This is a genomic window from Streptomyces sp. 8N114, from assembly GCF_052245835.1.
Classification (GTDB): domain Bacteria; phylum Actinomycetota; class Actinomycetes; order Streptomycetales; family Streptomycetaceae; genus Streptomyces.
The window spans coordinates 98,615-125,398 of record NZ_JBQQBT010000012.1; the positions used below are offsets into that span (position 1 = coordinate 98,615).

The 26,784-nt window shown below is 71.4% G+C and carries 26 protein-coding genes and 2 tRNA genes; 10 read left to right on the top strand and 18 right to left on the bottom strand.

The genetic code is table 11. The annotated features are described in order from the left end of the window. Positions 1 to 94: 94 nt before the first annotated feature. The 3 genes from ACTWQF_RS23600 to ACTWQF_RS23610 all read right to left on the bottom strand — a co-directional run bounded on the left by ACTWQF_RS23600 (position 95) and on the right by ACTWQF_RS23610 (position 1,668). Positions 95 to 631, bottom strand: a complete 537-nt coding sequence (locus ACTWQF_RS23600; protein WP_443281637.1) for a hypothetical protein — start codon at positions 629 to 631, stop codon at positions 95 to 97. Between the two features lie 201 nt (positions 632 to 832). Beyond that, positions 833 to 1,420, bottom strand: coding sequence for a Clp protease N-terminal domain-containing protein (locus tag ACTWQF_RS23605; protein ID WP_443281638.1), 588 nt, complete (start codon positions 1,418 to 1,420; stop codon positions 833 to 835). Between the two features lie 5 nt (positions 1,421 to 1,425). Then, positions 1,426 to 1,668 (bottom strand): hypothetical protein, encoded by a 243-nt coding sequence (locus ACTWQF_RS23610; RefSeq protein ID WP_443248480.1) that lies wholly within the window; start codon positions 1,666 to 1,668, stop codon positions 1,426 to 1,428. 205 nt (positions 1,669 to 1,873) lie between these two features. Between ACTWQF_RS23610 and ACTWQF_RS23615 the strand changes: the two genes are divergently transcribed. Beyond that, on the top strand, positions 1,874 to 2,683 hold the full coding sequence (locus tag ACTWQF_RS23615) for an aminoglycoside adenylyltransferase family protein (protein WP_443281703.1): 810 nt from the start codon (positions 1,874 to 1,876) through the stop codon (positions 2,681 to 2,683). A gap of 286 nt (positions 2,684 to 2,969) precedes the next feature. On the opposite strand, the gene ACTWQF_RS23620 is transcribed toward ACTWQF_RS23615, so the two are convergent. Both ACTWQF_RS23620 and ACTWQF_RS23625 read right to left on the bottom strand, forming a co-directional pair. Then, positions 2,970 to 3,046: transfer RNA gene (locus tag ACTWQF_RS23620), tRNA-Ile, on the bottom strand. Positions 3,047 to 3,278: 232 nt separating this feature from the next. Then, positions 3,279 to 3,351 (bottom strand) — tRNA-Asn (locus ACTWQF_RS23625). Positions 3,352 to 3,543: 192 nt separating this feature from the next. Here ACTWQF_RS23625 and ACTWQF_RS23630 point away from each other — a divergent pair. Beyond that, entirely contained in the window at positions 3,544 to 3,831 is a 288-nt protein-coding gene (locus tag ACTWQF_RS23630) for a YtxH domain-containing protein (RefSeq protein WP_443281639.1), read from the top strand. Positions 3,832 to 3,883: 52 nt separating this feature from the next. Here ACTWQF_RS23630 and ligD read toward each other — a convergent pair whose 3' ends face one another. Next, a complete protein-coding gene (gene ligD / locus ACTWQF_RS23635) occupies positions 3,884 to 4,783 on the bottom strand; it encodes a non-homologous end-joining DNA ligase (protein ID WP_443281640.1) in 900 nt (299 codons plus the stop codon). Between the two features lie 30 nt (positions 4,784 to 4,813). Here ligD and ku point away from each other — a divergent pair, with 30 nt between their 5' ends. Further along, positions 4,814 to 5,845 carry a non-homologous end joining protein Ku gene (ku, locus tag ACTWQF_RS23640; RefSeq protein ID WP_443281641.1) on the top strand — a complete coding sequence of 344 codons (1,032 nt, stop codon included), beginning with the start codon at positions 4,814 to 4,816 and terminating at the stop codon, positions 5,843 to 5,845. Positions 5,846 to 5,958: 113 nt separating this feature from the next. On the opposite strand, the gene ACTWQF_RS23645 is transcribed toward ku, so the two are convergent. From ACTWQF_RS23645 to ACTWQF_RS23685, 9 genes are all read right to left on the bottom strand, one after another. Next, the gene (locus ACTWQF_RS23645; protein WP_443281642.1) at positions 5,959 to 6,726 is read right to left on the bottom strand and encodes an FkbM family methyltransferase; all 768 of its coding nucleotides are present in this window, start codon (positions 6,724 to 6,726) and stop codon (positions 5,959 to 5,961) included. Further along, a complete protein-coding gene (locus ACTWQF_RS23650) occupies positions 6,723 to 6,959 on the bottom strand; it encodes a Trm112 family protein (protein ID WP_443248475.1) in 237 nt (78 codons plus the stop codon). The genes ACTWQF_RS23645 and ACTWQF_RS23650 overlap by 4 nt, the downstream gene beginning before the upstream one ends. 2 nt (positions 6,960 to 6,961) lie before the next feature. Beyond that, a complete protein-coding gene (locus ACTWQF_RS23655) occupies positions 6,962 to 7,960 on the bottom strand; it encodes a DMT family transporter (RefSeq protein WP_443281643.1) in 999 nt (332 codons plus the stop codon). Next, on the bottom strand, positions 7,960 to 8,724 hold the full coding sequence (locus tag ACTWQF_RS23660; RefSeq protein WP_443281644.1) for a class I SAM-dependent methyltransferase: 765 nt from the start codon (positions 8,722 to 8,724) through the stop codon (positions 7,960 to 7,962). Before ACTWQF_RS23660 ends, ACTWQF_RS23655 begins: the two co-directional genes overlap by 1 nt. Continuing rightward, on the bottom strand, positions 8,721 to 10,364 hold the full coding sequence (locus ACTWQF_RS23665; RefSeq protein ID WP_443281645.1) for a condensation protein: 1,644 nt from the start codon (positions 10,362 to 10,364) through the stop codon (positions 8,721 to 8,723). Before ACTWQF_RS23665 ends, ACTWQF_RS23660 begins: the two co-directional genes overlap by 4 nt. Next, positions 10,361 to 14,839 carry an alpha-(1->3)-arabinofuranosyltransferase domain-containing protein gene (locus ACTWQF_RS23670; protein ID WP_443281646.1) on the bottom strand — a complete coding sequence of 1,493 codons (4,479 nt, stop codon included), beginning with the start codon at positions 14,837 to 14,839 and terminating at the stop codon, positions 10,361 to 10,363. The genes ACTWQF_RS23665 and ACTWQF_RS23670 overlap by 4 nt, the downstream gene beginning before the upstream one ends. Further along, positions 14,836 to 15,564, bottom strand: coding sequence for a class I SAM-dependent methyltransferase (locus ACTWQF_RS23675; protein ID WP_443281647.1), 729 nt, complete (start codon positions 15,562 to 15,564; stop codon positions 14,836 to 14,838). The genes ACTWQF_RS23670 and ACTWQF_RS23675 overlap by 4 nt, the downstream gene beginning before the upstream one ends. A 7-nt stretch (positions 15,565 to 15,571) precedes the next feature. Next, complete coding sequence (locus tag ACTWQF_RS23680) at positions 15,572 to 16,918, bottom strand: glycosyltransferase (protein WP_443281648.1); 1,347 nt, start codon at positions 16,916 to 16,918, stop codon at positions 15,572 to 15,574. A 653-nt stretch (positions 16,919 to 17,571) separates the two neighbouring features. Continuing rightward, complete coding sequence (locus ACTWQF_RS23685) at positions 17,572 to 18,555, bottom strand: DUF3068 domain-containing protein (protein ID WP_443281649.1); 984 nt, start codon at positions 18,553 to 18,555, stop codon at positions 17,572 to 17,574. Positions 18,556 to 18,865: 310 nt separating this feature from the next. Here ACTWQF_RS23685 and ACTWQF_RS23690 point away from each other — a divergent pair, with 310 nt between their 5' ends. Then, the gene (locus ACTWQF_RS23690; protein ID WP_443281650.1) at positions 18,866 to 19,255 is read left to right on the top strand and encodes a hypothetical protein; all 390 of its coding nucleotides are present in this window, start codon (positions 18,866 to 18,868) and stop codon (positions 19,253 to 19,255) included. Positions 19,256 to 19,257: 2 nt separating this feature from the next. After that, entirely contained in the window at positions 19,258 to 20,484 is a 1,227-nt protein-coding gene (locus ACTWQF_RS23695) for a helix-turn-helix domain-containing protein (protein ID WP_443281651.1), read from the top strand. Between the two features lie 92 nt (positions 20,485 to 20,576). Here the strand turns inward: ACTWQF_RS23695 and ACTWQF_RS23700 are convergent, their stop codons facing one another. Beyond that, positions 20,577 to 20,969 carry a cupin gene (locus ACTWQF_RS23700; RefSeq protein WP_443281652.1) on the bottom strand — a complete coding sequence of 131 codons (393 nt, stop codon included), beginning with the start codon at positions 20,967 to 20,969 and terminating at the stop codon, positions 20,577 to 20,579. A 126-nt stretch (positions 20,970 to 21,095) separates the two neighbouring features. On the opposite strand from ACTWQF_RS23700, the gene ACTWQF_RS23705 reads away from it, so the two are divergent. After that, complete coding sequence (locus tag ACTWQF_RS23705) at positions 21,096 to 21,749, top strand: TetR/AcrR family transcriptional regulator (protein WP_443281653.1); 654 nt, start codon at positions 21,096 to 21,098, stop codon at positions 21,747 to 21,749. Here the strand turns inward: ACTWQF_RS23705 and ACTWQF_RS23710 are convergent. Beyond that, positions 21,718 to 22,161, bottom strand: a complete 444-nt coding sequence (locus tag ACTWQF_RS23710; protein ID WP_443281654.1) for a MarR family winged helix-turn-helix transcriptional regulator — start codon at positions 22,159 to 22,161, stop codon at positions 21,718 to 21,720. The genes ACTWQF_RS23705 and ACTWQF_RS23710 overlap by 32 nt on opposite strands. Before the next feature lie 88 nt (positions 22,162 to 22,249). Here ACTWQF_RS23710 and ACTWQF_RS23715 point away from each other — a divergent pair, with 88 nt between their 5' ends. After that, the gene (locus ACTWQF_RS23715) at positions 22,250 to 23,299 is read left to right on the top strand and encodes an NADP-dependent oxidoreductase (protein ID WP_443281655.1); all 1,050 of its coding nucleotides are present in this window, start codon (positions 22,250 to 22,252) and stop codon (positions 23,297 to 23,299) included. 119 nt (positions 23,300 to 23,418) lie between these two features. Continuing rightward, positions 23,419 to 23,847, top strand: coding sequence for an organic hydroperoxide resistance protein (locus tag ACTWQF_RS23720; RefSeq protein WP_443248462.1), 429 nt, complete (start codon positions 23,419 to 23,421; stop codon positions 23,845 to 23,847). Between the two features lie 97 nt (positions 23,848 to 23,944). Here the strand turns inward: ACTWQF_RS23720 and ACTWQF_RS23725 are convergent, their stop codons facing one another. Then, on the bottom strand, positions 23,945 to 24,913 hold the full coding sequence (locus tag ACTWQF_RS23725) for an SGNH/GDSL hydrolase family protein (RefSeq protein ID WP_443281656.1): 969 nt from the start codon (positions 24,911 to 24,913) through the stop codon (positions 23,945 to 23,947). 304 nt (positions 24,914 to 25,217) lie between these two features. Here ACTWQF_RS23725 and ACTWQF_RS23730 point away from each other — a divergent pair, with 304 nt between their 5' ends. Both ACTWQF_RS23730 and ACTWQF_RS23735 read left to right on the top strand, forming a co-directional pair. Beyond that, positions 25,218 to 25,712, top strand: a complete 495-nt coding sequence (locus tag ACTWQF_RS23730; RefSeq protein WP_099880502.1) for a DUF3145 domain-containing protein — start codon at positions 25,218 to 25,220, stop codon at positions 25,710 to 25,712. Positions 25,713 to 25,811: 99 nt separating this feature from the next. Continuing rightward, on the top strand, positions 25,812 to 26,726 hold the full coding sequence (locus tag ACTWQF_RS23735; RefSeq protein ID WP_443281657.1) for an NAD(P)-dependent oxidoreductase: 915 nt from the start codon (positions 25,812 to 25,814) through the stop codon (positions 26,724 to 26,726). Positions 26,727 to 26,784 lie beyond the last annotated feature (58 nt).

Here is a 26,784-nt window from a genome sequence, read left to right on the forward strand (position 1 = left end):
CCCGGGCTTTGCGGCTCCCCGTCGGCCGCGGGCCCGTCCAGCCGTGCAGCAGGGGATCAGCTGCGCGGCCGGGGATCAGCAGTGCGGTACGGGATCAGCAGCGCTTCGCGGAATACGCCTGGTAGCTCTGCGGCGAGCCCGCCGGGCGCAGACTGCCCACGCCGGAGGTGCAGTCCTCGACCGTGTTCGCCCCGTCCGTCCAGAACTCCTGCTGCTTGGTGGCCTTCCACGCCTTGGCGGCGTGGACCGAGTCGTCGCTGTAGCTGTAGACGCCCGCGGTGATGTCATAGGGAGCCGCGGTCTTACGGAAGCTCTCCCACACCCATACATAGCCGTAGTTCTCGTTGCACTTCTTCGAGTAGAACTGCTTGACCGAGGCGATCGTCTGCGAGCCCCGCTTGATCAGTCCGCGCTCGCCGATCGGCACGGCGTCGTCGCACACGCCGGTCGCCTGCGCCAGCTTGCTCGCCGGGTTCCCCTCGGGAGAGGGGGCAGTGGAGCGGGTCAGCTTCTGCGGGTTGGACGGCGGAGTGGCCGGACCGCTGCCGGCGTACGCCGCACCGGCGGGCAGCAGCACCAGCGCCGTGGTCGCGGCAACCAGTGCGCCCTTGGAGAAGTGGTTGGAACGCATAGTGATTTTTCCCCCTCTTTGGTGAAGAACGCTCTCATACGAGCTATCCCTGGCATCAGCGGCATGGGCTCGATGCGCCGGATACCCAGTACGACACGTTGGTACCGCGAGGGGTTGTACGCGGTTGCGCGCCACCGCCCGCTATCTTGCGGCCAGTTGACGCGGCGTCACGCCACTTGGGCCCCAGTCGTCACGGCTGCCTCAGGTGGCCGCACGCAGATCGTCGAGCACCAGCTCACGCACCACCCCCGGCTCGATGCCGAGCCGGGCGAAGAGGGCGAGGGAGATGTTGTCCTCGGAGCGCAGCACTCCGAGCACCACGTGTGCCACGCCGATGCCCCGGTCCTTGCGCGCCACCGCCTCCCGCAGCGCCTGCTTCAGCACCTTCTTCGCGCGTGCGGCGAACGGCACATGACGGGTGAGCGTGCCCTCGCCCTTGCCGCGCTTGCGTCCGCGTTCCGCGCGGCCGGAGTCCAGCGCGCCCTCGCCGAACGACTCCTCCGCGCGCCTGCGGACCGCCTCCAGGTCGATCCCGAGGGCTCGCAGCGCCTCCGCATCCTCCGGGCCGAGGTCCTCCTGCGCCCCCGGCACCACGCCCGCGACCGCCGTCCGGCACGACGCCGTGGTGATGCCGAGCCGGACAAGTGTTGCCGCGCCGGGCTGCTCCGGGTGGTACAGCGCCGCGAGCAGCAGATGCTCGGTGCCGATCCAGTCGTGCCCGAGCGAGTTGGCCTCGTCCTGCGCGCGGATCACCACGTCCCGCGCCTCCTTGCTGAACCGTTCGAACATCGGCCCTACCTCCCTGTCCGCTTCGCGTGCTTCTTGTGTACGGCCTGCCTGCTGACCCCGAGGGCCGCGCCGATCTCGTCCCAGGACCAGCCCTGCCGGCGTGCGCTGTCGACCTGGAGCACCTCCAGTCGTTCCGCGAGCCGCCGCAGCGCGGCGACGGCCCGCAGTCCGACCGTGGGATCACCGTTCAGAGCGGCCTGGGCGGTGTGCACGGCTTCATCGGCCTCATCCGCTTCCGTTTCTGCCATGCTGTCAACTTAAGCTGACAAGCTCTTCATGTCAACCGTCATTGACATGCTGCGTCTCCGCCTCGCCTGCGCCGATGTGCGGTGGAGGAGGCTGTCCGCATCGCGTCCGCACGGCCGGGGTATGCGCTCGCGGGAACTCGCGGGAAAGAGGGCGAGAGGGCGCAACCCGGCCTGGACCAGGGAAGGAGAGCCGGTGACACAGGCCATGGACACCGTGCGGCTGGTCCGCCGTGTGCTCGGCCCTGATGTGGTGGGCGGCTATCTGTACGGCTCCGCGGTGCTCGGCGGTCTGCGGCCGCACAGTGACGTGGACGTGTTCGCCGTGCTGCGACGGCATACCTCCGAGTGGGAACGCCGGGAGCTCGTCCAGGGACTGCTGGAGATCTCCGGCGAGCAGGCCCGGCTCGGCCCCGCCCGCCCGGTGGAGCTGACCGTCGTCGTCCAGGACGACATCCGCCCTTGGCGCTACCCGCCGCGCCGCGAGTTCCAGTACGGCGAGTGGCTGCGCGACGCGTACGAACGGGGCGAGTCGCCCTCGCCGGAGCCGGACCCCGACCTCGCCCCGCTGATCACCATGGTGCTGCACGGAGACACCCCGCTGTTCGGGCCACCGCCCCCGGACGTCCTCGACCCCGTCCCCGAAGAGGACCTCCGTCGCGCGCTGGTCGCCGGAGTTCCGGACCTGCTGGCCGAACTGGAGCCGGATACACGCAACGTCGTACTGACGCTCGCCCGGATCTGGACGACGCTGGCGACCGGGCTCGTCCGGCCCAAGGACGCGGCAGCCGACTGGGCTCTCGCCCGCCTCCCCGCGGAGCACCGGCCCGTACTGGCCCGCGCACGCGCCGGCTATCTCGGACAGGAGGGCGAACGCTGGGACGACCTGCTACCCCGGCTGCGCCCGTACGCCGCGTACGTGGTCGGTGCGATCGACCGCCTGGCGCCGGCCACCGGCCCGTCGGCCTCCCGGAGCACGCCGTCCTCCGAGTCCCCGCCGAACGCGTCCGGAGGCTGAACGCCGCTGGGGCTGCTGCAGAGACGCCGGGGATCAGGGAGGGGAGGCGCGCGGGGCCGCCCTGGCGCCCTCTTGCATGGCCCACGCGGCGCCCGCGGCGGGTGCGAACGCGGGTGCAGGCGTGGCTGCGGGCTGCGGGTGCGGGCGGGGGCCACCACGATCGGGTGACCGGCCAGAGGGCCCGGACGCCGGGCCGGACCGCCGCCCGATATGCCGGACGGGGCGCCCGGTCTTCCGGAGCGCCCGCCGAAAGCGCAGCTGGGAACGTTTCTGCGCGGTTGTGCTGTGGTGGGGCGGGTGGGACTCGAACCCACGGCCGACGGATTATGAGTCCGCTGCTCTAACCGGCTGAGCTACCGCCCCGTAACGGCGCACCGCGCACATCTGTGCGCGCCGTCTGCCGCAGCATAACCGTTCATAGGATCTGCCGCCCGCGCCGGGGGAGATCTACGCAGGTGAGGACCGCGAACCAAGGGTGATCGGTTCCCGTTCGTGGTCAACTTCCGTACAGATCAGGGAAGAACGTCCCCGCACGGGCCCCGGACGAGTGACGGCATGGAAAAAGGGCCCCGGGAAGGGGCCCTTTCAGGTACTGCTCCCGCGACTGGACTCGAACCAGTAACCTGCCGGTTAACAGCCGGCTGCTCTGCCGATTGAGCTACACGGGACCGTCTTGTCGGTCACACTCCGGAACCCCGGAGCGCTCCCTTGCGGCGAGGAATACATTAGCGCATGCCAGGGGGTGCCCCGAAATCGGTATTGCCGCCGCCCATCCGCGGTACCCCTCCAGGCGCCCCGACGGTGCTCGCAGCCGCCGGGGCACCGGCAGCAGGACCATCAGCCGAGAGAAGGGGCAAGCTATGCGCTACCGGCTCACGTTCGTGTCCGGACTGGCCGTCGGCTATGTGCTCGGCGCCCGCGCGGGACGCGAGCGGTACGAGCAGCTCAGGAAGGCCGTGCGCAGGATCGCGGAGAACCCGGCGGTACGCAACGCGGGGGAAGCCGCGGCACTCAGCGGGCGACAGGCGGCGGCCAAGGCGGCCGATGCGGTCCAGGACCGGCTCCCTTCGCCGATGAGTGATCGCATCCGTACGGTCCGTGACTACCGTGCCCGGGCGGGCAGCGACTGGGGCGCCGAGGCGCACTGAGAAGCAGCGGGGCAGGGCCGGGGCTGCGTCCCGGGTGGTGAGCCGTCGGCTGCTATCCGGGGATGCGGCCCCGGTCGCCTTTCTTCCCGGCGCCCTCCAGCAGCGGAGCCAGCAGATCGCCGCACTCCTCGATCCGCGGCGGCAGGTCGGAGCTGAGGAAGACCAGGTCCTGGGGCTTCTTGGCGGCGGCCAACTCGTCCCACGTCAGCGGGGTGGAGACGGTGGGGCGCTCCTTGGCGCGCAGCGTGTAGGGGGCTGCGGTCGTCTTCGCCTGGTTGTTCTGCGACCAGTCGACGAAGACCTTCCCCGGGCGCAGGTTCTTGGCCATCTTGCTGACCGCGTGGTCGGGCAGGTCCGCCTCCGCCTCCTGGGCGAGCTTCTTCGCGTACGCCGAAACCCGGTCGGAAGGGGTGCGCTCGATCGGCGCGATCAGATGCAGGCCCTTGGAGCCGGAGGTCTTGGGCAGCAGGGTGATGCCGTCGTCGCCCGCCCGCTTGCGGAGCCAGTCGGCGAGCCGGCGGCAGTCCAGGATGTCGGCGCCCTCGCCGGGGTCGAGGTCGAAGACCAGGCGGTCCGCCTCGGCCTGGTGGTCCGACTGCCACTGCGGAGTGTGCAGCTCCAGTGCGGCCAGGTTCGCCGCCCACACCAGTGTCGCCTCGTCCTGGATGAGGACCTGGTGCAGCGGCTCCTTGCTGACGACGGAGATCTTGCGCCTCGTCACCCAGTCGGGGGTGCCGGGCGGGACGTGCTTGGTGAAGAACTTCTCGCCCTCCACGCCGTCCGGGTAGCGCAGGAAGGAGAGGGGGCGTCCGTCGAGGTGGGGCAGGAGAACGTCGGCGATCGAGGCGTAGTAGTGGATCGCCTCGCCCTTGGTGAACCCCGTCGCCGGATAGAGCACCTTGTCGAGGTTGCTGAGGGCCAAGCGGTGGCCCCCGATCTCCGTGTGAGGCATACCCTGAGAGTCCCATAGAAGGGACAAAGTATGCGTTCAATCTGGAAAGGGACCATTTCCTTCGGGCTGGTCTCGATCCCGATCAAGGTGGTGGCCGCCACCGAGAACCACAGCGTCTCCTTCCACCAGGTGCACACTGCCGACGGGGGCCGCATCCGCTACCGCAAGGTGTGCGAGCTGGACGAGGAGGAGGTGCCGCGCGAGGAGATCGGCCGGGGCTTCGAGACCGAAGAGGGCCACACCATGCTGCTGACCGACGACGACATGGCGGCCCTCCCGCTCCCCACCGCCAAGACCGTGGAGATCCTCGGCTTCGTACCCGCCGAGGAGATCGACCCCATCCAGCTCGACCGCTCCTACTACCTGGCCGCCGACGGCAAGCGTGCCGACAAGCCGTATGTGCTGCTGCGGGAGGCGCTGCGAAGATCCGGCAAGGTCGCCGTCGCCAAGCTGGCGCTGCGGGCCCGGGAGAGCCTGGGCATGCTGCGCGTGTACGAGGACGCGTTGGCGCTGCACACCATGCTGTGGCCCGACGAGATCCGCTCGGTCGGCGGGGTGGCCCCCGAGGGACAGGTCGCGGTGCGGGACGCCGAACTCGATCTGGCCGACACCCTCATGGAGACGCTCGGCGAGCTGGACTGGGATGAACTGCGGGACGAGTACCGGGAGGCGCTGGAAGAGCTCGTCAGGGCGAAGGCCGAGGGCACCGGTCCTGCGCCCGAGGAGCTGCGCCGCAGGACCGAGGCGGGCGGCGGCAAGCTGGTGGACCTGATGTCCGTACTGGAACGCAGCGTGCAGGAGGCCAGAAGCGGGCGCCAGGAGGGCGAGGCGGCGACCGTCCACGAGCTGGCGGAACGCCAGCGCCCCGCTAAGAAGACGGCCGCCAAGAAGACGGCGGGGAAGAAGGAACCGGCCAAGAAGGCTGCGGCCAAGACGGGCACGAAGACCGCTGCCAAGAAGACGGGTTCGAAGGCAGCCGCCCCGAAGAAGACGGCAACCAAGAAGACTGCCGAAAAGAAACCGGCCGCGAAGAAATCCACACGTCCCCGCAAGACCGCGTGACCGCCGTCCGTTGTCCGGTAAGGGGGTGCCCCTGTCCGACGCTTGCGGGCTGCGGGTCGCGTCGTGTTGGTCGCGCAGTTCCCCGCGCCCCTTACGGGGCGCAGCCCTCAGCCCTAGTCCCGCCCTCCTGGTCGGCGGCCCGCCGGGAGGAAGAGCACCGAGTTCACATACCGCCGGTGCGGTGCGAGTGAACGGCGCAGCAGTCCGTGTTCCGCGACGTGCGCTGTGCGCCGCTGGTGCGCGGCCAGATCGAAGTCGGCCAGTGGCACCCAGGTGCGCGCGGGCAGAACCCAGCCGGTGTAGCCGAGTGCGGACAACAGGGACAGCACCGGTGCGAGCGGCTGGATACGCAGCTCCAGTTCGATGAAGAGAGCGGGCCGCTCGCGCGTGACGGTGGCCTCCGCGCCGTGCAGCACGGCGAGCTCGCTGCCATCCACGTCGATCTTGAGCAGGGTGACATCGGTCAGACCCAGCTCGTCCAGTGGCAGACAGGGCACATCCAGCGTCGCCTGGTGCACCTCGCGCCGCACCAGTGAGGAGACGCCGCGGTCGCCGCGCCCGTCGGGCGGCAGCCACAGTGTCGCCGTCCCCGAGTAGTCGCTGGCGGCGGCCTGGAGGACCTCCGTGTGCGGCGGCGCCCCGGCACGCAGTCGCCGTGCCAGGTGGGGGACGGGTTCGAGGGTGACCACACGGTCGGCGCGCCGCGCCAGCCGGCGCGTCCACGGCCCGTACCAGCCGCCGATGTCGACAGCTGTGCCGCCGTACGGGCAGAAGTCGGCCAGCCGCGCCAGTTCCGGCTCGAAGCGCGGGTACAGCAGGTCGGTCGCGGCCGTCAGCAGGCGTCCTGGCAGGTGCGGGCCGATACGGGAGGCGAGAGTCATGAGGAAGGGGCCTCCGGCTCGGAGAGGCGTTTCAGCAGCCGCTGATGCTCCTCGTCGCCGACCTGCTCACCGGAGGAGGGGAGCAGCTGCGGAATCCCGTCCACGATGGGGTAGCGGCGGCGCAGGCGCGGGTTGTAGAGCGCCTCCTCCGGCTGGAGCAGGGTGAGCGGGCCCTTGTCCAGCGGACAGGCGAGGATCTTCAGCAGGGGGTCGTCGGCGGAGAAGGGGGACATGGTCACTGCCTTTCGGGTGCGTCTTCGGGGCGCGCGGGCGGCAGCGTCGCCGACAGCGGGCGCCCGGCGGGCGGGAGGGCCTTCGGCACGGGCTTCGGCTCCGCGTCCCGAGGGCTGGTTTCGGCCTCCGGTTCGTGGCGGGGCAGGGCGACCAGGACGCAGACGGCGAGCGCGGCGCCGCCCAGCCGCAGGGCGAGCCGCAGCGGCTCGTCAGGCAGCGGTTCCGCGAAGGCGACGGTGCCGCTGACCGTTGCGTAGAGGAAGTTCACCGTCGTGCACACCGGTACGACCAGTGAGGCGCGGCACCGTTGCAACGCCGTCTGCGAGAGCACCAGCCCGGTCGTCCCGGTGAACAACAGGAGGTAGGGATATGGCGAGGTGAGCAGCGCTACCACAGTGCCGCCCGGGTCGCCGAGGTCGAGCAGCCCGGCGACGCCCTTGATGGCCAGCGAGCTGACTCCGTACAGGAACCCCACCGCCACCCCGTAGGGCACGCCTGCCGTCGGCAGCCGGTGGCGTCTTCTGGAGCGCCGCTCGGCGGACAGGAACAGTGCGAGGCCCAGCGCGAGGGAGGGCAGACAGATGACGAGCAGGAGGGGGACGGGTGCCAGCTTGCTGATCGTCTCGGAGCTGTCGTGCAGCGAGAAGACAATCATCAGCAGTGCCGCCAGGATGGCCAGCATTCCCTGCCGCTCGCGTCCGCTGGACCGCTCGCCGAGGAAGAGGGTGGACAGCAGCAGGAGCATCACCAGGCCGGTGACGAACAGCCCCTGAGCGGCGACGAGGGGGAGCGTGCGGTAGACGGCGAGCTGCGCGGCGAACCCCAGCAGCAGCGAGGCGGCACCCGCGATCCACAGCGGGCTGCGCAGCAGATGCAGTACGAGCCGGGCGGGGCGCCCCGCGGAGAGCGGTGGGAGCGCCGAGAGCGCCCGCTTCTCGATGACGAAGCCCGCGCTGAACAGCAGGTTGGCCAGCAGCGCCGCCGCGACTCCCCAGAGCATCAGCTGCACTCCTCCCCGGGCGGCTCACCGCGCGGCGCCCCGCCCTGCCGTGGCACCGCGCGCGCGTGCACCAGCAGGATGGAGGCCAGGGACGGCATGTGACAGGCGGCGCGGTCCAGCGGACGCAGCGGGCGCGGCACATCGTGGTACGGCGCCCCGGTGATCCGTACGACGCGGAAACCGGCCGCGGGCAGCATCGAGCGCAGCGCACGCGCTGTGAACAGCCGCAGGTGGCCCACCACTTGCGAGCCCGGACGGCCGTGGATGCCGCGCAGCGACACCTCGGAGAAGACCGGCTGGGTGCCCAGCAACAGCAGCGCACGGTTGTACCAGGCGGCAAGGTTCGGCGTGGACAGCAGCAGATGCCCGCCCGGACGCAGCACCCGGTGCAGCTCGTCCAGTGCGGCGTCCGGGTCGACGAGATGCTCGATCACCTCCGAGAAGAGCACCGCGTCGGCCGAGCCCGTGGCGAACGGCAGGCCGGGCGCGGACAGTTCGCCCCGTACGGCCGTCAGGTGCGCCGAGGCGCGGCGCAGCGCGTCCTGCGACCAGTCCACGCCCACCAGACGGTGCCCGGGGAGTGAACGCGCGGCGGTGGCCGCCGCACTGCCGTCGCCGCAGCCGATGTCCAGCACGGTGGACGGCGCGTGCCCCAGGGCGCGCGCCAGGATCGCCGCCTGGCGCCGCGCACGGTCGGGACCGGAGGCGACGGGGGTTGCGGGGTCCTCGTAGAGCTGCTGAAGGGTGCTGGTGCCACCGCTCACGAGGGCTCCCCGTTCGACTCGTCGGACCTGCTCGGCACGTAGGAGGTGGCGGCCAGTGCCTCGGCGAACAGTGTGCCGAGGCGCCGGCCCGCGCTGTCGTCCAGCCGGGCGTGCGACCAGCGCAGCGCCAGCTGGAGCCGCCCGCCTGTCGAGACGGTCGTCACGGACAGGCCGCGCGGCACTCGGGCGGGCGCCGAGAACCAGACCGCCCGGGCGCGTCCCGCGTCACCGAAGTCGAGCGGGTAGGGAACGCGGCCGATGTTGGACAGCAGGGTGGTGGACGCCCACGGCCCCGCCGCCCTGCGCAGCGTGCGGATGCCGGCGGCGCGCAGTCCTACCGGCAGCAGCGGAGTGGTCAGCAGGTCACCGCTGAAGCCGAGTTGGGGCCGGTCGGCGGCCTTGAGCGCGCGGGTGCGGGCCGCGGTCGACCGCAGCAGTCGCTCGATCACCTCCCGGCCGGACGCGCCGGGGGCGCCGGGCGCCGTCAGCACCCCGTACAGCTCGCGCTCCTGCGCCCCGAACGTGACCTCCACCAGCCGGGTCCCGTTCCCGATGGGCATATCCGCGGTGCGGGGCCGGTCGTCGACGGGCATGGTGATCCGGACGGGCCGTACCGGCTCCTCATGTGCGCTGTTCCAGCGCGCCACCATCAGCCAGGTGGCGACCAGCAGTTGGTCGTTGACGGTGTAGGGGGCCGGCTCGCCCGGCGCGCGGGGCGGCCGGGCGGGCACCGGAAGGTCGGCGATCAGCATGCCATTGCCGGGCGTACCCGGATGGCGGGTGTCCGCCGCGACGCGGGCCGGACGCATCCAGATCTGTCCGCGCGGAGCGGACTCCACGTCCGCGCCCCGCTGCTCGGCGAGGGTCCTTACAGGCGGCGGCGCGGGGGAGTTGTCCGCGCCGCCGTACAGTTCGGCCGCTGTTGCGACCACCCGCAGACACGCCGGGCCGTCGAGCGCCGTGTGGTTGATCGTCACCAGCAGCACGCACCCGTCCCCGTGCTCGATCACCTCGGCACGGAACGGCGGCGAGGCATCCAGCGGCGGGCACTCCGCCAGGGCCCGCTCCCGCGCCTCCTCCAGGGTGCCGCCCGGGAAGGCGACCGGATCCCGCTCCGGCTCCGCAGTCAGCACCCACTCGTACCGGGGCCGCCACCAGCGGGTGGGCACCTGCCGCAGCAGAATGCGCGGGTGCCGCCGCATCGCCTCGGCGAACGCGGCCCGCAGCCGGTCCGGGTCGGGCAGCGCGGGCAGGTGGATCTCCACATGCACCGTCTCCGGCTCGTCGTCGTCCAGACAGTGCCGGGTTATCTCGTCGACGGTGGGGAACGGAATGCGGCGCTCCCCGGCGGCGGATGCCTTCTGTCCCGCGCCGTTTTTGCTGTCCCTGCTGTCCTTGCGCTCGTGCTCACGGCCGGAGCTCAACTGCGGCGCCGCCCCGCCCGATACGACAGCGGACTCGGGCGCCCCGCCCGCGCGGGCCGCGCCGCTGTGCGCCGCTGCGCCCTCAGCGGCGCGGTCCGGAGCGGCGCGGTCCGGAGCCGCGCCGGCCGATGCGGCGCCGGCCTGTGCGGCTGCTCCGTGCCGTGTGGCGCCCTCGTGCGAGGGCGTGGCGCTCGCGCCCTTGTGGGGTGGTGTCATGGGGCGGGGTCCTCCCCCTCGTGCGGTTTGTGCTGCTCGCCCGGCGGGTTCTGGGCGGGCCGTGCGTGCGGTCCCGGCCCGGTGTCGCCGGGCGGGGCTCCGCCCGGCCCGGCGGGGGTGTCCGGGAGGGTCCGGGCGTGCCCGCCGTGCGGAGCGGGTGGCACGGGCGGCAGGGGTGCTGTCGCGGCCTCCGGGGCGTACGGCGGGCGCTGCGGCTGCGGAGGCTGCTGCATGGCCGGCCCCACCGGTGATGGCGGCCCCGTATCGGGCGCCCACGGCTCCGGTTCCGCGGCGGTGGCGGGCTCCGGCTCCCGCGCGGGCAGCGTCACCAGTGCGGCGGCCAGCGCCAGCAGGGCCAGCGCCTGTGCCACGTACCCGAAGGCGCCCTGCCCGTCCGCGAGGGCCGACCCGGCGCCCAGGGCCGCGACCACCCCGGCGCCCGCCATGGCCAGCAGCGCCACCGGCACAAGCACGCCGGGCCGGAGCCGGGCGGCCACCGCCAGCGCGGGGACGACCAGCGCGTACGGGCCCGCGACCAGCGCGACCACCAGGGTGAGCACCGCCGTGCCGAGCACCCAGCCTGGCGGCGGCACCGGATCGCGCTCCTCGCCGGCACCCAGCGGCGTACCACGCCGCATGCCGATGAAGGCCAAGCACAGCAGTGCGACGATGCCCAGCCCGCCCGCGACGAGCCCGGCCTTGTACCAGGTGGCAGGCTGGTACTCCAGCTTGACCGTGCCCGTCTCTCCCGCCGGCACGAGGAAGCCCTGCTGCCAGCCGTCGAGCCGCAGCGGACGCAGCTTCTTGCCGTTGAGGGTGGCCTCCCAGCCGTCGTTGGCGTTCTCGTACGTCTGGAGGTAGGCGGCGGGCCCGTCGCCCACCTCGACGGTGCGCTCGTCGCCCGCCCAGTCGCGGGCGACGCTCGTACGGTCCCGGGGCCGATGTCCGGGCTCGGCACCTGCCGCGTCCTCGGACTCTTTCGCGTTCTCGGCACCTGCCGCGCCCTCGTCGCCGCTGCCCAGCGTGACGTCGGTGATGGCCAGTGGTCCGGCGTCACCGGCTTCCACGGTGTGGCTGCCGGCGTCCAGTTCCAGGCTGCCGTCCTCCGCCTCGCCGGCACACAGCCGTACGTCGATCGGGCGCCGCTCGGTCAGGTCGCGGACTTTCCCGGCCGCCTTGGTGGCGTGCAGGGTGCCGTCCACGGCGAGCACCGGGCCCTTGCCGCAGGGAAGTTCGAACTTCTGGTCGGCCCGGGGCGCCGGCACCCGGAAGTCGTCCAGCGCGGGCAGATAGACCTCGTTGAGCCCGACCGGCAGCTGGAGCTGTCGGTCGGCGAGGGGGTTGTGAACAGTCAGCTGCTTGGTCTTGGTGACCGTGAGCGTCATCTCGTCCGTCTCGATCGGCTCGAAGCGTGCCTGGCCGTTCTTGTCGACCCCGGCCGTCGTCGCACCGTCCGGCGAGCTGATCCGCACCTCCTTGGCCGCTGCGGAGATGCCGCCTGCCGGGGCGAGCACGATCTCGCTGATCTCCCGTTTCTCGGGCCACTTGAGCCGGATGGTCGGCTTGTCACCGGCGATCCACGCGGTGGAGAGATTTCCGTCCACCAGATTGCGTGCGCTCAGCGCGGTGCCGGTCCTGGCCATCGAGTCGACCGATGCCGTGATCCGGTCGCGCGACCCGGGCGCCGACTCGTCCAGCAGCCGGTCGAGTTCGCCGCCCGGTACGGGCAGCGCCCGCGCGCGTACGTCGTAGTCGGAGCTCGCAGCAGTGGTGAATTTACGGTGCAGACCGACCTCGGCGGAGACCGGGGAGAGGCCACCCGGATCGTCGCCCCGGTGCAGCGAAACCAGCTCACTGTCCGCACCGTCGTCTTCAGTGTCTGCGGGGAGCTTCAACAGCCGGGTCACCTGTACGTCAGGGATGCTGATTTCGGCGAATCCGGCACCCGACAGCCCGGCGCGTGGCGGCTGCGCCTCGGTGATGGTCAGCTTCAGCCACCGTGCCGCGCCCTGTGGTGCCTTGATCTGCTGCCGCTCCCCTGTGGGCCGCAGGAAGCTGGAGGCGCTGCCGTGCTCGGTCTCCACCCGCACCCGGGTGGGCGCCGCGCGGGTGGCGTCACCGGGCAGCGGCGTCACCTCGATCTCGCGGGGGATGTCGACGCTCCCCCGGAACTCGGCCTTGATCCACTGGTCTTCGGGTTCACCCGCCGAGCCCTCCGCCCAAGCGGTGTTCGGGTTGCCGTCGAAGGCACCAACCGGCTCGTACTGCGGCAGATGGAAGAGCCAGTTGCCGCTGCTGGACGCGGTCACGGACTTCGCACCGCGCAGTACGGACGTCGTCTGGTGCCGGGTGCCGTTGGTCGGCAGGATCTGTTTCGGCTTCTCGCCGGGCTGCTGGAGGCTGTCCGGATGGTTCCGCTCACCGGCGGTGTAGGTGTACGAGGTGTTGGTGTTCACCAGCCCGAAGCGGGTGTCGGCGCGCCGCAGCCCGTCCCCCTTCACCTGCAGCGACGGGGTGCCGAGGCCCGGATGGTTGTCCCCGGACAGCACGGTCGGCCTGCCCTTGATCCGTTTGTCGCCCGCCAGCGGCAGCAGCGCCTCGGGGCCGCCACTGACCTTCGCCGTCTGCGAGACGGGCTTGAGCGCCGCCCTGCCCGGGCGCGCCGTACCGGTCGGCTGGTAGATCTCCACGGCCTGCTGACGCGGGTAGAAACCGGCGACCTGGACGGGCGTTCCCTCGGGAATACGGCCCCCGGTCAGCGTCGGGCCGAAGCCCTTCACCTTCCGGTAGCCGGACGCCTCCAGGGTGCGCTTGACGGTCTGCGGCGGTACGTAGCCCAGCTGGTCGGGGTCGAGATCGTTGCGTACGACGACGTCGTACAGGCCCGCGCGGGCCAGGAAGTCGGCCAGTCCGGGGACTTCGCCGCCGCTCATCAGCGCCTGCTCCACCGCGTCGGTCGCTCTGCGGTTGCCCGGGGTGCCGAACGGTACGTAGTCGCGCTGCGCCCAGGGGGACTTGGCGAGTACGTCCAGCGGCTGGTCGATGGGGGAGCCCCAGCTGTAGATGCCGTGCGCCGTCGCCGGGGTGACATAGGCGCGGGTGTGCGGCGCCTTCTTCTCGAGCCAGTCGGCCGTCTGCTGCCAGTGCTTGGGCAGCTTGTCGAATGCGCCCGGCTGGAGGATGTTCCCGTTGACGTACGGCAGACACAGTCCGGGCAGTACGGCCAGCGTCGCCGCCCACAGCAGCATGCGGCGGCCCGGCAGTGCCCTGGTGCCGCGGGTGCTGAGGGCGACGGCCATCAGATGGGCGAGCCCGAAGATCAGCGCGAGGGCGAGCCCCGGCTGGAACTTGTAGATGTTGCGGAACGGGCGCAGCCAGCCGTCCAGCCAGCCCTGGATCTGCTCGGCGAACGGTGCTCCCAGCGCTCCCGCGTACCCGGCGAGCATGATGCCGGTGACGGTCACTGTCGTCAGCAGCAGCCAGCGCCGCTCCGGCAGGTCGCGGCGCGCCAGCCCGGCCAGGCCCAGCGCGGCGGCGAAAGCGCCGCCCAGAACGGCCGGCCAGCCGGCGGCCACCGTCCACCCTGCGGGCAGCCATGGATCGCCGAAGTGCAGATAGGCCGTCCAGTTGCCGCTGCCGCGCAGCATCTCGGTGGCCGACATGGTGCCGGTGGTGGTCTCCGCGTTCTCCACGTACGGCATGAAGTCCTCGCCGTAGGTGCCGAGCAGCAGCAGTGGCACCCACCACCAGATGGTGGCCAGCACGACGCCCGGCAGCCACCAGGCCAGCAGGGTGCGACGGGTGCGTCCGGTACGGGTGGCGACGTACAGCAGCGCGGGCAGCAGCGCAGCAAGGGTGGAGGCCGCGTTGACACCACCCATGAAGGGGATCGCCAGCGCCGAGCGGGCCGCCGCGATACGGGGCGCCACCAGCGTGGAGGTCAGCGGCAGCAGCACCCACGGCAGTACGGCGCCCGGCAGTGCGGCGGCCGAGGTGGAGCCGATCACGATGGTGTAGGTGGGCCACAGGGCGTAGACCACCGCGGCGGGCAGCCGGGTGACGCGCGTGCCCACACCGAGCCGTTCGGCCAGCCGCAACGCGCCCCAGAAGGCCGCCGAGACGATCAGTGACATCCACAGCCGCTCGGCCAGCCAGGTCGGTATCTGGAGCAGATCGGTCAGCCCGTAGTAAGGCAGCGCCGGGAAGAGGTAGCCGGCGTACTGGTCGGCGATCCCGCCGAAACCGCCCCGGTCGTGCCACAGCTGTCCCAGGTCGCCCAGGAACTGCCAGGGGTCTGCCGCGACTCCGAGCTTCGTCTCGAACGTCATCTTCCCCGGCGACTTGGCGAGGAAGGCGACCAGGACGACCGCCCAGAAACCGAACAGCCAGCGGCGGCTCCTGGGCCGCTCCGGAGGTGGAGCGGGCCGCGGCGAGGGAGCCGGCGTCTGGGGTGGCGCCTGGACGGTCGTGGTCATGAGGGACACCGCCGGAGGATGAGGAGGAGGTTCCAGGTGGCGAACTCGCGCAGCCCGGGCACACGGGTGATCGCGCCCGCGAGAAACGGCCAGTAGCGGGAGCGGGCAGCGACGATCTCCACGTCGTCCCGGGCGCGCACGTGACGGAGGGTGGGTCCGATGTGCACGGCGAACAGGTTCTCGCCGAGGGTGTGCTTGGCGGGGCGGCCGGTACGGCGCCGGTAGCGGGCGCGGGCACGTTCGGCCCCCACGTAGTGCCAGGGCGCCGTCTCGTGGCCGCCCCAGGGGGAGTACCAGTTGGTGAACGACACGTAGATCAGCCCGCCGGGGCGGGTCACGCGGACCATCTCGGACAGGAACGTCTGCGGATCGGCCACATGCTCCAGCACGTTGGAGGAGAAGCACACATCCGCCACCTTGTCGGCCAGTGGCAGCAGATAGCCGTCGGCCAGCACCGCGCCTTCCGGTTTGCGGCCGCCCGCGTGCAGTTCCTCCGCGTCCGGTTCGAACAGATAGCAGTGCGCTCCCTGGCGGCGGAACTCCTCGGTGAAGTGCCCGCTGCCGCCGCCTACGTCCACGACAGTGCGGCCCTCCAACGGGACGTAGCGCTCCACCTGTTGCACCGCGTCCCGCGCGAGCAGGCCGTAACAGTACGCAGGGTCGGACTGCTCGCGCAGGAAGGCACGGAAGAGCGCGACGGATCGTCTGATGGAGGGGTCCCGCACGGCCCTATCACCGCCCTACGGGAACGGGGCGCAGGGCGGCGGCTCGGGCGGTCTCCAGCGCCGGGCCCGGGTCCGGGCCCTGTTCGGGGCCTGGTTCGGGGCCCAGTACCGGGTCCGGGTCCGTGTCGGGTTCCGGGCCCGGACGGCTGGGTGCGGGAGCTTCCGGAGTGCCGGCGGCGCGGGCGTACGCCTCAGCCGCGACGGCCCGGAAGCTGCGAACCGTGTGCGCCCAGCGGAACCGGGCCGCCCGGCGCTCTGCCGCACGGCCCAGTGCCAGCCGCCGTTCGGCCGACAGCGCGAGCGCGCACCAGTGCGCGGCGAACGAACTCTCCCCGCGCGCCAGCAGCCCGGTCACCCCGTCCTCCACGGAGTCGCGCAGCCCGGGGATGTCGAAACCGATCGCAGGGGTACCGCGTGCCGCTGCCTCCATGACGACCAGTCCCCACCCCTCCACCAGTGAGGGGTGCAGCAGCATCCAGGAACGGCACAGCAGTCGGTGCTTTTCGCCTTCGCTGATGTGCCCGGTGAAGGTGACGCCGGGACCGGCCATGGCTTCGAGCGCCGGCCGTTCCGGGCCGTCGCCGACGATGACCAGCCGGCCGCCGGTGACCGGCCTGACCCGTTCCCACAGGCGCAGCAGCAGATCGACCCGCTTGTACTCGACCAGCCGTCCCATCGCCAGGAACAGCGGCTCGGGCGCCTTGGGGTGCGGCGGGCCCGGCTCCTCGACACCGTTGTGGACGATGCGGATCTCCTCCTCCGGCACGCCGATCTCGGTCAGTGCCCGCGCGGTCGACCCGGAGACGGCGACCTTCAGGTTGTGCCGGTGGTTGCGGGCCAGCGCCCAGTGCTCGAGCTGCCGGCCCAGCCGTGCGGCAGGAGCCGGATAGCGCATGCCCCACAGGTCGGTGTGCACATGGTTGACGAAGCAGAGCGTCGGCCCCCGGTGCCACAGGGGCGCGAGGTACGGCATGCCGTTGCAGACCTCCACCAGCAGGTCGCAGTCGCCGACCTGCCGGGCGAAGGCGCTTCGGGCGCGCAGGAAGTGTGTGGCATCGCCACCTGCCGACACGACGCGGTAGTCGCGGTAGGCGGCAGGACCGCCGCACAGCAGGGTGACCTGGTGGCCATGGTGGGTGAGCCCCTCGGCTATCCGGTCGATCAGCAGCTCGGAGCCGCCCGCGGCCGGATTGCCGAGATCGCGCCGCGCCAGGAACACGATGCGGCGGGGGGACCCTGGATCGGCCGGCCGCTGCCTGCGCGGGGCGGGGCCCTGCCCGGTGGTGGGGGCAGGCACGAGGGCGGCGTGCTGGTCGTGTGGGGGGACCAGGGAGGGACGTACGTGCTGGGGCATTGGCGCTCCAACTCGTCTCAGGGTGCGGTAGGGACCGATGCGGTGGGGGCCGTCTCGGTGGGGGTCGTTTCTGTGGGGTCGGTGCCTTGTGGGGCCCGGTGGGGACTGGTGCGGTGTGCGGTGCGCTGTGCGGGGTGCTGTGTTGTGCGGTGGGGCGAGGTGCGGTGTGTTGCAGGTTTTGCAGGTGTGGCAGACATCGCAGGTGTGCAGGCGTTGCGTTGCGGTGCGTTGCGTGCGGTTGGATCGATCCCTTGCAGTGCGTTGCGTTGCGTTGAGGTGCAATGGAACCGATGCCTTGCAGTGCGTTGCGTTGAGGTGCCCTGGAACGGATGCCTTGCAGTGCGTTCAGTGGAGCCGTTGCGGTGCGTTGCGTTGCCGTGAGGCTCGTGCGGTGCAGTGCGTTGCGTAGGCGGTGCGAAGGCTTTGCGGGGGCTGTGCGCGGGGGGTGTGCGGGGCGGTGCGCATCGGATGGCTCAGTGTTCGCCGCAGTGTTCGCGGGTGGCTACTCACCGGAGTGACAATTTTGCTCCGGAACGAGCCTGAGGCTTCATCACTTCGCGCTCTGTCGCATGTTCAACCATCAGCGGCCGACAGGAGCCGAGTTCGCCGCGCCGCGCGGGTGCGCACATGCCGCTGTCACGCCCTCTTCACCGTCATGCCTCGGCCGGACGGTCCGGGGCGTGCCGTGCCCGGCCGGGAGCGGGGCGGCCCCTGGCGACCAGTACCGCACCCGCCGCGGCGCACACCCCGCCGGCCGTCACGGCGCCGATGGGGGCGACGCTGCCGACCATCCGCAGCTGGGAGTTGTCGTCCTTGGCCAGGCCCACGGCCTCCTGCTGGGTCTTCTTGGTGAACGCCAGCTTGTCGCTCTGCAACAGCGTCACCTTGTCGGCCTTGCCGCCGGGTGCGCGCAGCACGAGCTTCGGCCCGGTCGCCGCGTAGAGGATGCGGCCGGTGCGCTGGTCGACGATGAAGTCCAGGCCCGAATTCGAGTACCACTCCTCGGCGTTGACCTGCCCCCTCTTCGGCTGGTCCACCAGCAACCCGGGAACCTGCCGGGTGCCGGCCCGGGTGGGTTTCACCGTGCCCGAGAAGCGCAGCCCCTGGTGGCCGCGCACCTTCGCCTCGCCCTTGTAGCGCAGCGGGACGGTTGCGCCCAGGCTGCTGTCCCACCAGGAGTAGTCCCGCTTCTCCACGTCGAACGGCCACTTCAGGTACGCCTCTCCGGCGATGTCCTTCGGCTTGGAGCCGCAGCAGTTGACCGGCCGGTTGTTCTTGCGGTCGGTCACCAGGCGCTCGGTCGTCCACTGGAACGACTTGCGCGGGTCGTCCAGCTTGCGGGTCTTGGGGTTGTCGATGACCTGCGAGACGTTCCACACGGCTCGCCCGCTCTTCTCGCTGGCCGCGACATCGCCCAGCACGCGCCGGGTGACGGTGAGCTTCTGGCCGCTCTTGGTCTTGAGTTCCTGCTGGTCGAAGTATTTGCCCGTGCCGGTGAAGACCGAGGTGATGTTGACGTCGGTGGGAGTGCGCTTGGCCCGTGGTTCGACGTACCAGGCGAGCATCGGCGAGAGCACGAGCAGAAAGACTCCGAGGCCCAGCAGGATCAGGGCGAGAGGCGATGCGGTACGGCGCATGACGGGGCACTCCGAGGGTGGTCTAGGCCCGCACGCAGGGGCGGCCCTGCGGCAGGTGCGGCGCTACGACGGGGAAGTGCACGTTCGATGATGGGCCGCCCGAACTCGTGAAGGGAACGGTCAGTTCGTCTGGACGGTCCGTATGGGCCGGAAACCGTAGGCCGTCTCTTGACACGGAGTCAATGCCCACCGACACTCAGCAACTCACAAGGGGTTGGCTCCTGGGGCGGGGCCGTCGCACCGAACCGCCGCGTCCTGGCACGGCGGGTACGGCCACCACGGCACCGACGAAGAGAGGTTCGCCTCCGCCATGCACAGACTCCTCGCCGCCGCGCTCACCTGCGTGGTCGCTGCCGGTCTCGCCGTCGGCGCCGGCTTCGGCATCGTCGCCGCGCTCAACGCCACCCCGGAGCAGCCCAACGTGCCGCTGGTGCACTTCCATTCGTCACCGGACGAGGTCCCCGGCCTCGGCGAGTCCGCGCTGCCGTCGTCATCTCCCAGCGGCTCGTCGAGCCCGTCCAAGAGCACCGAATCCAGCCCTGGCGCCGCCCGGGATGCGGAGGAGTCCGCGGGCGAGGCCCCCGGCACTGCGTCGCCGACGACGTCACCCGACTCCGCGGACGGGTCTTCGGACGGATCACGAGGCGGCTCCCGGGGCGCGGCCGAACCCTCGGGCTCCGCCGCGGCACCGGGGGAGTGACGGTGACGTCCGCGCCTGTGCGCTCGGCCTGGCAGGACGTACCGCCGTTGCGGGTGAGGCAGTTCGCCCGGCGCGCCATGGCCGAGGTGCCCGTGCTCGCCCAGGACATCCTCTCGGCCATCCGGCGCGAATACCCAGCCTTACCGCTGGTGCTGGACGACTCGGGCGAGCCGATGGCCCTCATCGGTATCCGGCGCGCCCTGGAGCACTTCGTGGAGAACCTGGCCACCGGCCTGGAAGCCCCGCATGTGCCGCCGCAGGTCTTCCAGGAGTTCGGCCGGGGCGAGGTCCTCCACGGGCGCAGCCTCGACTCGTTGCAGGCCATCTACCGGCTCGGCATCCGGCTGGCCTGGCGCCGGCTCGCCGAGATCGGCACCCAGATGGAGATCCCCCCACCGGCGATGTACGAGCTGGCCGAGTCCGGTTTCCAGTACCTCGACGGTCTGGTCGCCGAGTCCGTGCGCGGCTATGCGGAGGCGGCGGCACGGCAGGCCGGCGAGCGGCTGCGGCTCCAGCGCCGACTGCTGGACCTGCTGCTGTCCGAGCACCCGCCGCGCGGCGGAGGCGACCGCGCCGATCTGCTCGCCGACCGCGCCGCCCGCATCGGCTGGCGGATGCCGCAGACGGTAGCCGTCGCCGTCCTGGTACGCCCCGCCCGCTCGGCCGTACCGCCTGCCGTGGGCGACGAGGTGCTGCTCGACATGGAGTGCGAACAGCCCCGCATGGTGGTTCCCGAGCCGGAGGCGCCCGGCAGACCGGAGCTGCTGCGCCGCGCCACCGCCGGCTGGTCCGGCGCGCTGGGACCTCCGGTGCCGCTGGCCGAGGCCGTGAAGTCACTGCGCTGGGCCCAGTCCGCCGTCGTACTGATGGAGCGCGGGCTGTTGCCGGGCGGGGAGTTGCTCTACTGCACCGAGTACACCGAGGCCCTTGTGCTGCTGCCGCCCGAAGAGCTGATCGCCGGGCTGACCCGGCGCAGGCTGGCGCCGTTGGAATCCTGCGGCCCCGCCCACAGCCGCCGACTGGCCGAGACGCTGCTGGCCTGGCTGGAGACCCGAGGCGGTGCCCCGGAGGTGGCGGGGCGCCTCGGCGTACATCCGCAGACGGTGCGCTACCGGCTGCGCCAGATCCGCGAGCTGTGGGGCGACGAGATCGACGACCCCGACAGCCGCTTCGAGCTGGAACTGGTGCTGCGCTCGATGCGGTTGCGCGGCGAGCTGGGTCCGCCGTAGTGCACGACCGACCGGAGCTGCCCAGCTGAAGCGCCGGCCGGTCCGCCGTCCCGAGGCGCCGCCTCACCGCGTTGATGGCGGCTCCTTCCCGCTCACCACCCGGTGCGGCGCTCCATCTGTGTGCCGGCGATCCGCGAGAACGCCATGATGTCGCTGGGCTCCTCGATCGTCGTGCGATGCCAGCGGCCCCTGGGTATGACGCAGGCCGTTCCCGGGGTGAGTCGGGCCACCAGCTCCCCGTCCGCGTCCTCGGGCTCCTCCTCCCTGCGGAAGTAGACCCGAACCGCGCCGGTCAGCACGCACAGCACCTCCTCGCCGTCCGTGTGCTGCTCCCACGACTCGGGGTGTGCGTCGGCGTCCTCCTCGACATGCAGGGTCATCACCGTCCACCCGTCGAGGTCGGGCGACATCCGGCGCTCCTCGGCACGGACGTCGCCGGCCGGTCCGAGCCGGAACATGGACGAGAACAGGTCTACCGCGGTCATAGCCGCCCCCTCATCATCGAGTACGGTGTACGTGATCGGATTTCAGTGGAACACGTACGCCGTACGTAGTCAAGCCCCGTTCCCTCGGGCACGCGAGGGGACGAACCTCGGAAAGGCGGACATCCGGTGCCAGCATCCAAGAAGTTCAGCAGGGATCAACTCGCCTCTGCCGCACTGGACTTGGCCGACGAGAAGGGGCTGGACGCCCTCTCGATGCGCTCACTTGCGGCGCGGCTGGGCACCGGCCCGATGACGCTCTACAACTACGTGGACGGGCGCGACGGGCTGGAGTCGCTCGTCATCGAGGCGGTCGTACGCCACGCCGCCTACCCGCCCGAGCCCGCGGCGGACTGGCGCGAGGAGGTACGCATCCTCGCGGAGTGCTACTGGGTCACCATCCGCAGGCATCCCCAGGTGGTGCCGCTGATGGTGGCGCGCCGGACAACGGACGAGCCGACCCTCGACTTCGGGGAGCGGATGCTGGAGGCGCTGGCGAGAAGCGGCAGATCCGGGCGGGATCTACTGGTGGCCTTCCGGCTGGTGACCGGGTTCATTGTCGGCTTCGCACAGGGCGAGGCCGGGGGTGAGACGTTCAGCCTGGCTGGCGGCTCGGCGGACGAGGTGATCGAGCGCGGCCGGACGCTCCCGGCGGAGCGCTATCCGCGGGTGGTGGAGATCGCCACGGCGTCGGCCCAGGGCGACCGCGCCGAGGAGTTCCGGGCGGGCCTCGAGCTGCTGGTGGCCGGGCTCAGTGCGGAGGCTCGCCCAGCATCCGCTTGAGCAGGTCGCGCAGCAGTCTCCGCTCGGCAAGAGTGAGCTCCTGGAGCGGTTCGCCCGCGAAATCCAGCTCTCCGCGCAGCCTGGCCGCCGTGGCGCGGCCCTCCTCGGTGGCGGCCGCGACCTTGACCCGGCGGTCGGCGGGGTCAGGTCTGCGTTCGACGAGGCCGCGCGACTCGAGGCGGTCGACTATGCCCGTCACGTTCGACGGCTCGCACTTGAGGTGGCGGGCGAGCTGCCGCATCGGCTTGGGCTCGCGTGCCAGCAGGGCGAGGACCCGTGCCTGCGCGCCGGTCAGCGCGTGCTCGGCAGCGGCCAGCTCGTACTCCTCGTGGTAGCGCGCGACCACCGTGCCGATCAGCTCGGCCACCTCGACGGTGAGCGCGTCAGGAACGTGACTGTCTGCTGCTGCCATGCGACCAGCCTAGCGCAATGCTTGACAACATGAAATATCCAGGCGCATGGTTGTTTCAGTACCTGAAGCAAATCCAGGAGGCGACACCGTGTCCTCATCCGTATCCCCCGACTCCGCCGCGGACCGTATCCCGGCCACCGGGCGGGCCTGGTATCTGACCGCTCGGCCGCAGGGCTGGCCCACCCCGGACGACTTCGCGCTGCGGGAGGTGCCGGTCAAGGCCCCGGCCGAGGGGCAGATCCTGGTGCGGAACATCCACCTCTCCGTGGACCCGTACATGCGCGGCAGGATGAGCGCGGCGAAGTCCTACGTGGAGCCGTACAAGCTGAACGAGCCCATGACCGGCGCCGCCATCGGCGTCGTCCTCGCCTCGGAGGACCCCGGCTTCGCCCCCGGTGACCATGTGCTGCACGACCTTGGCTGGCGGGAGTACGCCACGCTCCCGGCCAAGTACGCCACCAAGGTCGACGCCGAGGCGGCCCCGCTCTCCACCTACCTCGGCGTGCTGGGCATGCCGGGCCTGACCGCCTATGCGGGCCTGCTGCGGGTGGCCGACTTCAAGCCGGGCGACGCCGTCTTCGTCTCCGGCGCGGCCGGCGCGGTCGGCAGCGAGGTGGGCCAGCTCGCCCGGCTGAAGGGTGCCTCCCGGGTGATCGGCTCGGCGGGCTCGGACGAGAAGGTCAAGTTGCTCACCGACGAGTACGGCTTCGACGCGGCCTTCAACTACAAGAACGGCCCCGTCGCCGAGCAGCTGAAGGAGGCGGCGCCGGGCGGCATCGACGTCTACTTCGACAACGTCGGCGGTGACCACTTGGAGGCCGCCATCGCCGCCATGAACCTGCACGGCCGTATCGCCGTGTGCGGGATGATCTCGCAGTACAACGCCACCGAGCCGACCCCGGCCCCGCGCAATCTCGCCCAGATCATCGCCAAGCGCTTCCGCATGGCAGGGCTCCTGGTCCTGGATCACTACGACCTTCAGCCGCAGTTCGTCCAAGAGGTGGCACCCTGGGTGCGCTCCGGAGAGCTGAAGTACCGGGAGACCGTTGTCGAGGGCATCGAGAACAACCTGGAGGCCTTCCTCGGTCTGCTGCGCGGGGAGAACGTCGGCAAGATGATCGTCACTCTCGGGGCCTGAACTCGAGGCCGGACCGGGCTGGCTGCCCCGCCCGTGGACCGAGCGCCTACGCTGGTCACCGCACCGGCGGGAGCGTGGGCGCGAGTTCCCCCGGTCGTGCCATCAACAGGAGGAAATCCATGGCAATACAGCCGATCGACGTCAAATACACCGCCGTCGCCACCGCGGAGAACGGCCGTGACGGCCGCGTGGCGAGCGACGACGGCCAGCTCGACGTCGTCGTCAACCCGCCCAAGGCGATGGGCGGCAGCGGCGCGGGCACCAACCCGGAGCAGCTCTTCGCCGCGGGATACAGCGCCTGCTTCCAGGGGGCGCTCGGTGTCGTGGCCCGCAAGGAGGGCGCCGACATATCCGGCTCGACCGTCACCGCCGAGGTCGGCATAGGCAACACCCCGGAGGGTGGCTTCGGTCTCACCGTCGCCCTGCGGGCCACGATCCCGAACGTGGACGAGGCCACGGCCAAGGATCTGGTGGAGAAGGCCCACCAGGTCTGCCCGTACTCCAACGCCACGCGCGGCAACATCGAGGTCACGCTGCAGGTCGCCTGACGCTCGTCCCGGGTCGTGGATGCCGCAGCGTAGGCGGTGCCCGCGGCCCGGGCTCCGACTCGCCCCGCGAGTCCGAGTCCCGTAACGCCCCGCCGGCCTACCCGGCGGGGCGCCGCGCGATGATTTGTCCGTACGCCAGCTCCGCGAGGCTGCGCTGGCCCTCCTTGCTGGGGTGGAACCAGTCCCAGTTGCTCAGCTCGGTCCCGGTGAACCGGTAGTTGAAGACCGCCCCGTTGTCGTAGCGGCAGCGTAGATCCTTGGCGCACTCCTGCTTGAGCACGGCGTTGTAGGCCACCACCCGGTCGTAGACCTGCTGCCGCCGCTCCCGGTCGGCCGCGGCCGTGGACTGCGGGTCCTTGAGCATCGACTGGCAGATGCCCAGCCCCCACACCCGTTGCCCTATCGGGTTCTTCCTGCCCTCCTGCCACAGCCGCTTCAGGTTGGGCACGCTGGAGACGTACACCTGTGCCTTGGGCGCCTCGGTGCGCAGTGCCCGCAGCCCTTCGCGGAAGCTCGTGCGGAACTCCTCGATGGGTGTCATCTGTCCGGCGGTGGGGCGGCAGGCGTCGTTGGCGCCGCTCATGACGGTCACCATGTCCGGCTTGCGGGCCGCGGCCCTGCGCATCTGAGCGGGCAGGTCGGCGATGACCGCGCCGCTGGCCGCGTAGTTCCAGCTCTCCGTCCTCGGGTCGCTCAGCAGCCGCCGCGCGAGGCTGTCGACGCCGTCCGCCGTGCCGGTGGCCCACGACACCTTGGTGCAGTCCGCCAGCAGGGAACACGCGTCGAACCCACGGGTGATGGAGTCACCGACGGCGGCCAGGGAGTCGGGGCTGCGGTCCCAGATCCGCCGCGGGGTGGGTCTTGGGTGGGGGCGCGAGGAGTCTTCGGCGCGCTGCGCGCCGTGCTTGTCGCCTCCACCCGAAGAGCTGCCGCACGCCACGGCGAGCACCAGACCCGCTACGGTCATCAGGACGAAAGCGCAGATGGCGATGGTGCGGGACCGTTTCGGCGCGCCGGGCAGCGAACGCGCTGGACGTGCGTTCCCCGGCTCGTGGCTCTCCGTCATCCGACCCCCTGTTTCGCCCGTGCTCAACCGACGGTACGTCACCCACCGTGCGCCGCCTCGCGATAGCTTGTGCCGTGGTCGGTGAGCGGGTGGGTCGACCGGCACAGCGACTGGTAAATATTACCTCGCGTCACTTCCTGTCCCTTTCGGGGAGAATTGGGCGCAATGGTGTTTACTATTCGTAACCTCGGGAGCTGGTAGGGAAGTGACCGGTGGTGCAAATTGTCAGGCGCTTTTCCGGCGCGTGATCGGTAGGTGATCGAGGCCGCCCGGTGGCGACCCTCGGAGCGCACTGGAGGTCCCGGTGACGACACGTGGAGTTCTGTACGTCCACTCGGCGCCCCGCGCCCTGTGCCCGCACGTCGAATGGGCCGTCGCGGGCGTGCTGGGCGCCCGCGTCAACCTCGACTGGATCAGACAGCCCGCCTCGCCCGGTACCTGGCGTGCCGAGTTCTCCTGGCAGGGCGATCCCGGCACCGCCTCCAAGCTCGCCTCCGCGCTGCGCGGCTGGCACCTGCTCCGCTTCGAGGTGACGGCAGAGCCGTGTGCGACCGCGGAAGGCGAGCGGTACAGCTCCACACCGGATCTCGGCATCTTCCACGCGGTCACCGGGATGCACGGTGACATCCTCATCCCTGAGGACCGGCTGCGGGCCGCCGTCGCCCGCGCGGGACGGGGTGAGAGCGAGCTGGAGGCCGAGATCTCCAAGCTGCTGGGCAAGCCCTGGGACGACGAACTGGAGCCGTTCCGCTACGCGGGAGAGGGCGCACCCGTCCGCTGGCTGCACCAGGTGGTCTGAGACCGGTGGCTGCACCAGGTGGTCTGAAACCGGCCAGGACGGGCCGCCCGCATGCGTGCCGGTTGCCCTGGAGGGCGCTCGAAGCCCTACCGTTCCGGCATGCCTGACGAAACCTCAGTCGCAGTGCTCGGCACCGGCACCATGGGGGCCGCCATGGCCCGCAACCTGTCCGCGGCCCGGCTCCGGGTCCGCGCCTGGAACCGCACCCGCGCCAGGGCCGAGCCGCTGGCCGGCCACGGCATCACCGTCACGGGCGAGGCCGCCGAGGCCGTACGCGGTGCCGACACCGTTCTGACCTCCCTCCACGACGGCCCGGCCGTGCTGGCGGCCATGCGCGCCGCCGCTTCCGGGCTGGCCGAGGGCACCGTATGGATCCAGGCCAGCACCGTCGGGCCGGACGGGATCGCACCGCTGGTCGAGTTCGCCGACGCGCACGGGCTCTGCTTCCTGGACGCGCCTGTCCTGGGCACCAAGGCACCTGCCGAGGCGGGGCAGCTGACCGTCCTCGTCTCCGGCGGCTCCGGCAGCTCCCTCGTACGGGAGCGGGCCATCCCCGTGCTCGACGCCATCGGCGCCAAGACCCTGTGGCTCGGCGAACAGCCCGGCGCCGCCAGCCGTCTCAAGTTGGTGGTCAACAACTGGGTTCTCACCCTCATCAACGGAACGGCCGAAACCCTCGCCCTCGCCGAAGGGCTCGGAGTCGAAGCCGCCGACTTCCTCGGTGCCGTCGCCGGGGGCCCGCTGGATGTGCCGTATCTCCAGGCGAAGGCCAGGCTGGTCCTGGAGGGCGCCTACGAGGCCAGCTTCCCGCTCTCCGGCGCCCGCAAGGACGCCGAGCTCATCACCGGAGCGGCACGGAAAGCCGGCGTTCGGCTCGACGCCACCCCGGCGATCGCCGAGCGGCTGCGGCGCGCGGAAGCGCAGGGGCACGGCGCGGACGATGCGGCAGCCTCGTTCTTCGCCAGCTACGAGTCCTCCGACTACGGCAGGGGCGACGCCCGCGGCTCCGCTTAGCAGCGCACAGGAGAGCAGCGGTCACAGATGGCCGGCGGTCACAGATGGTCGGCAGTCC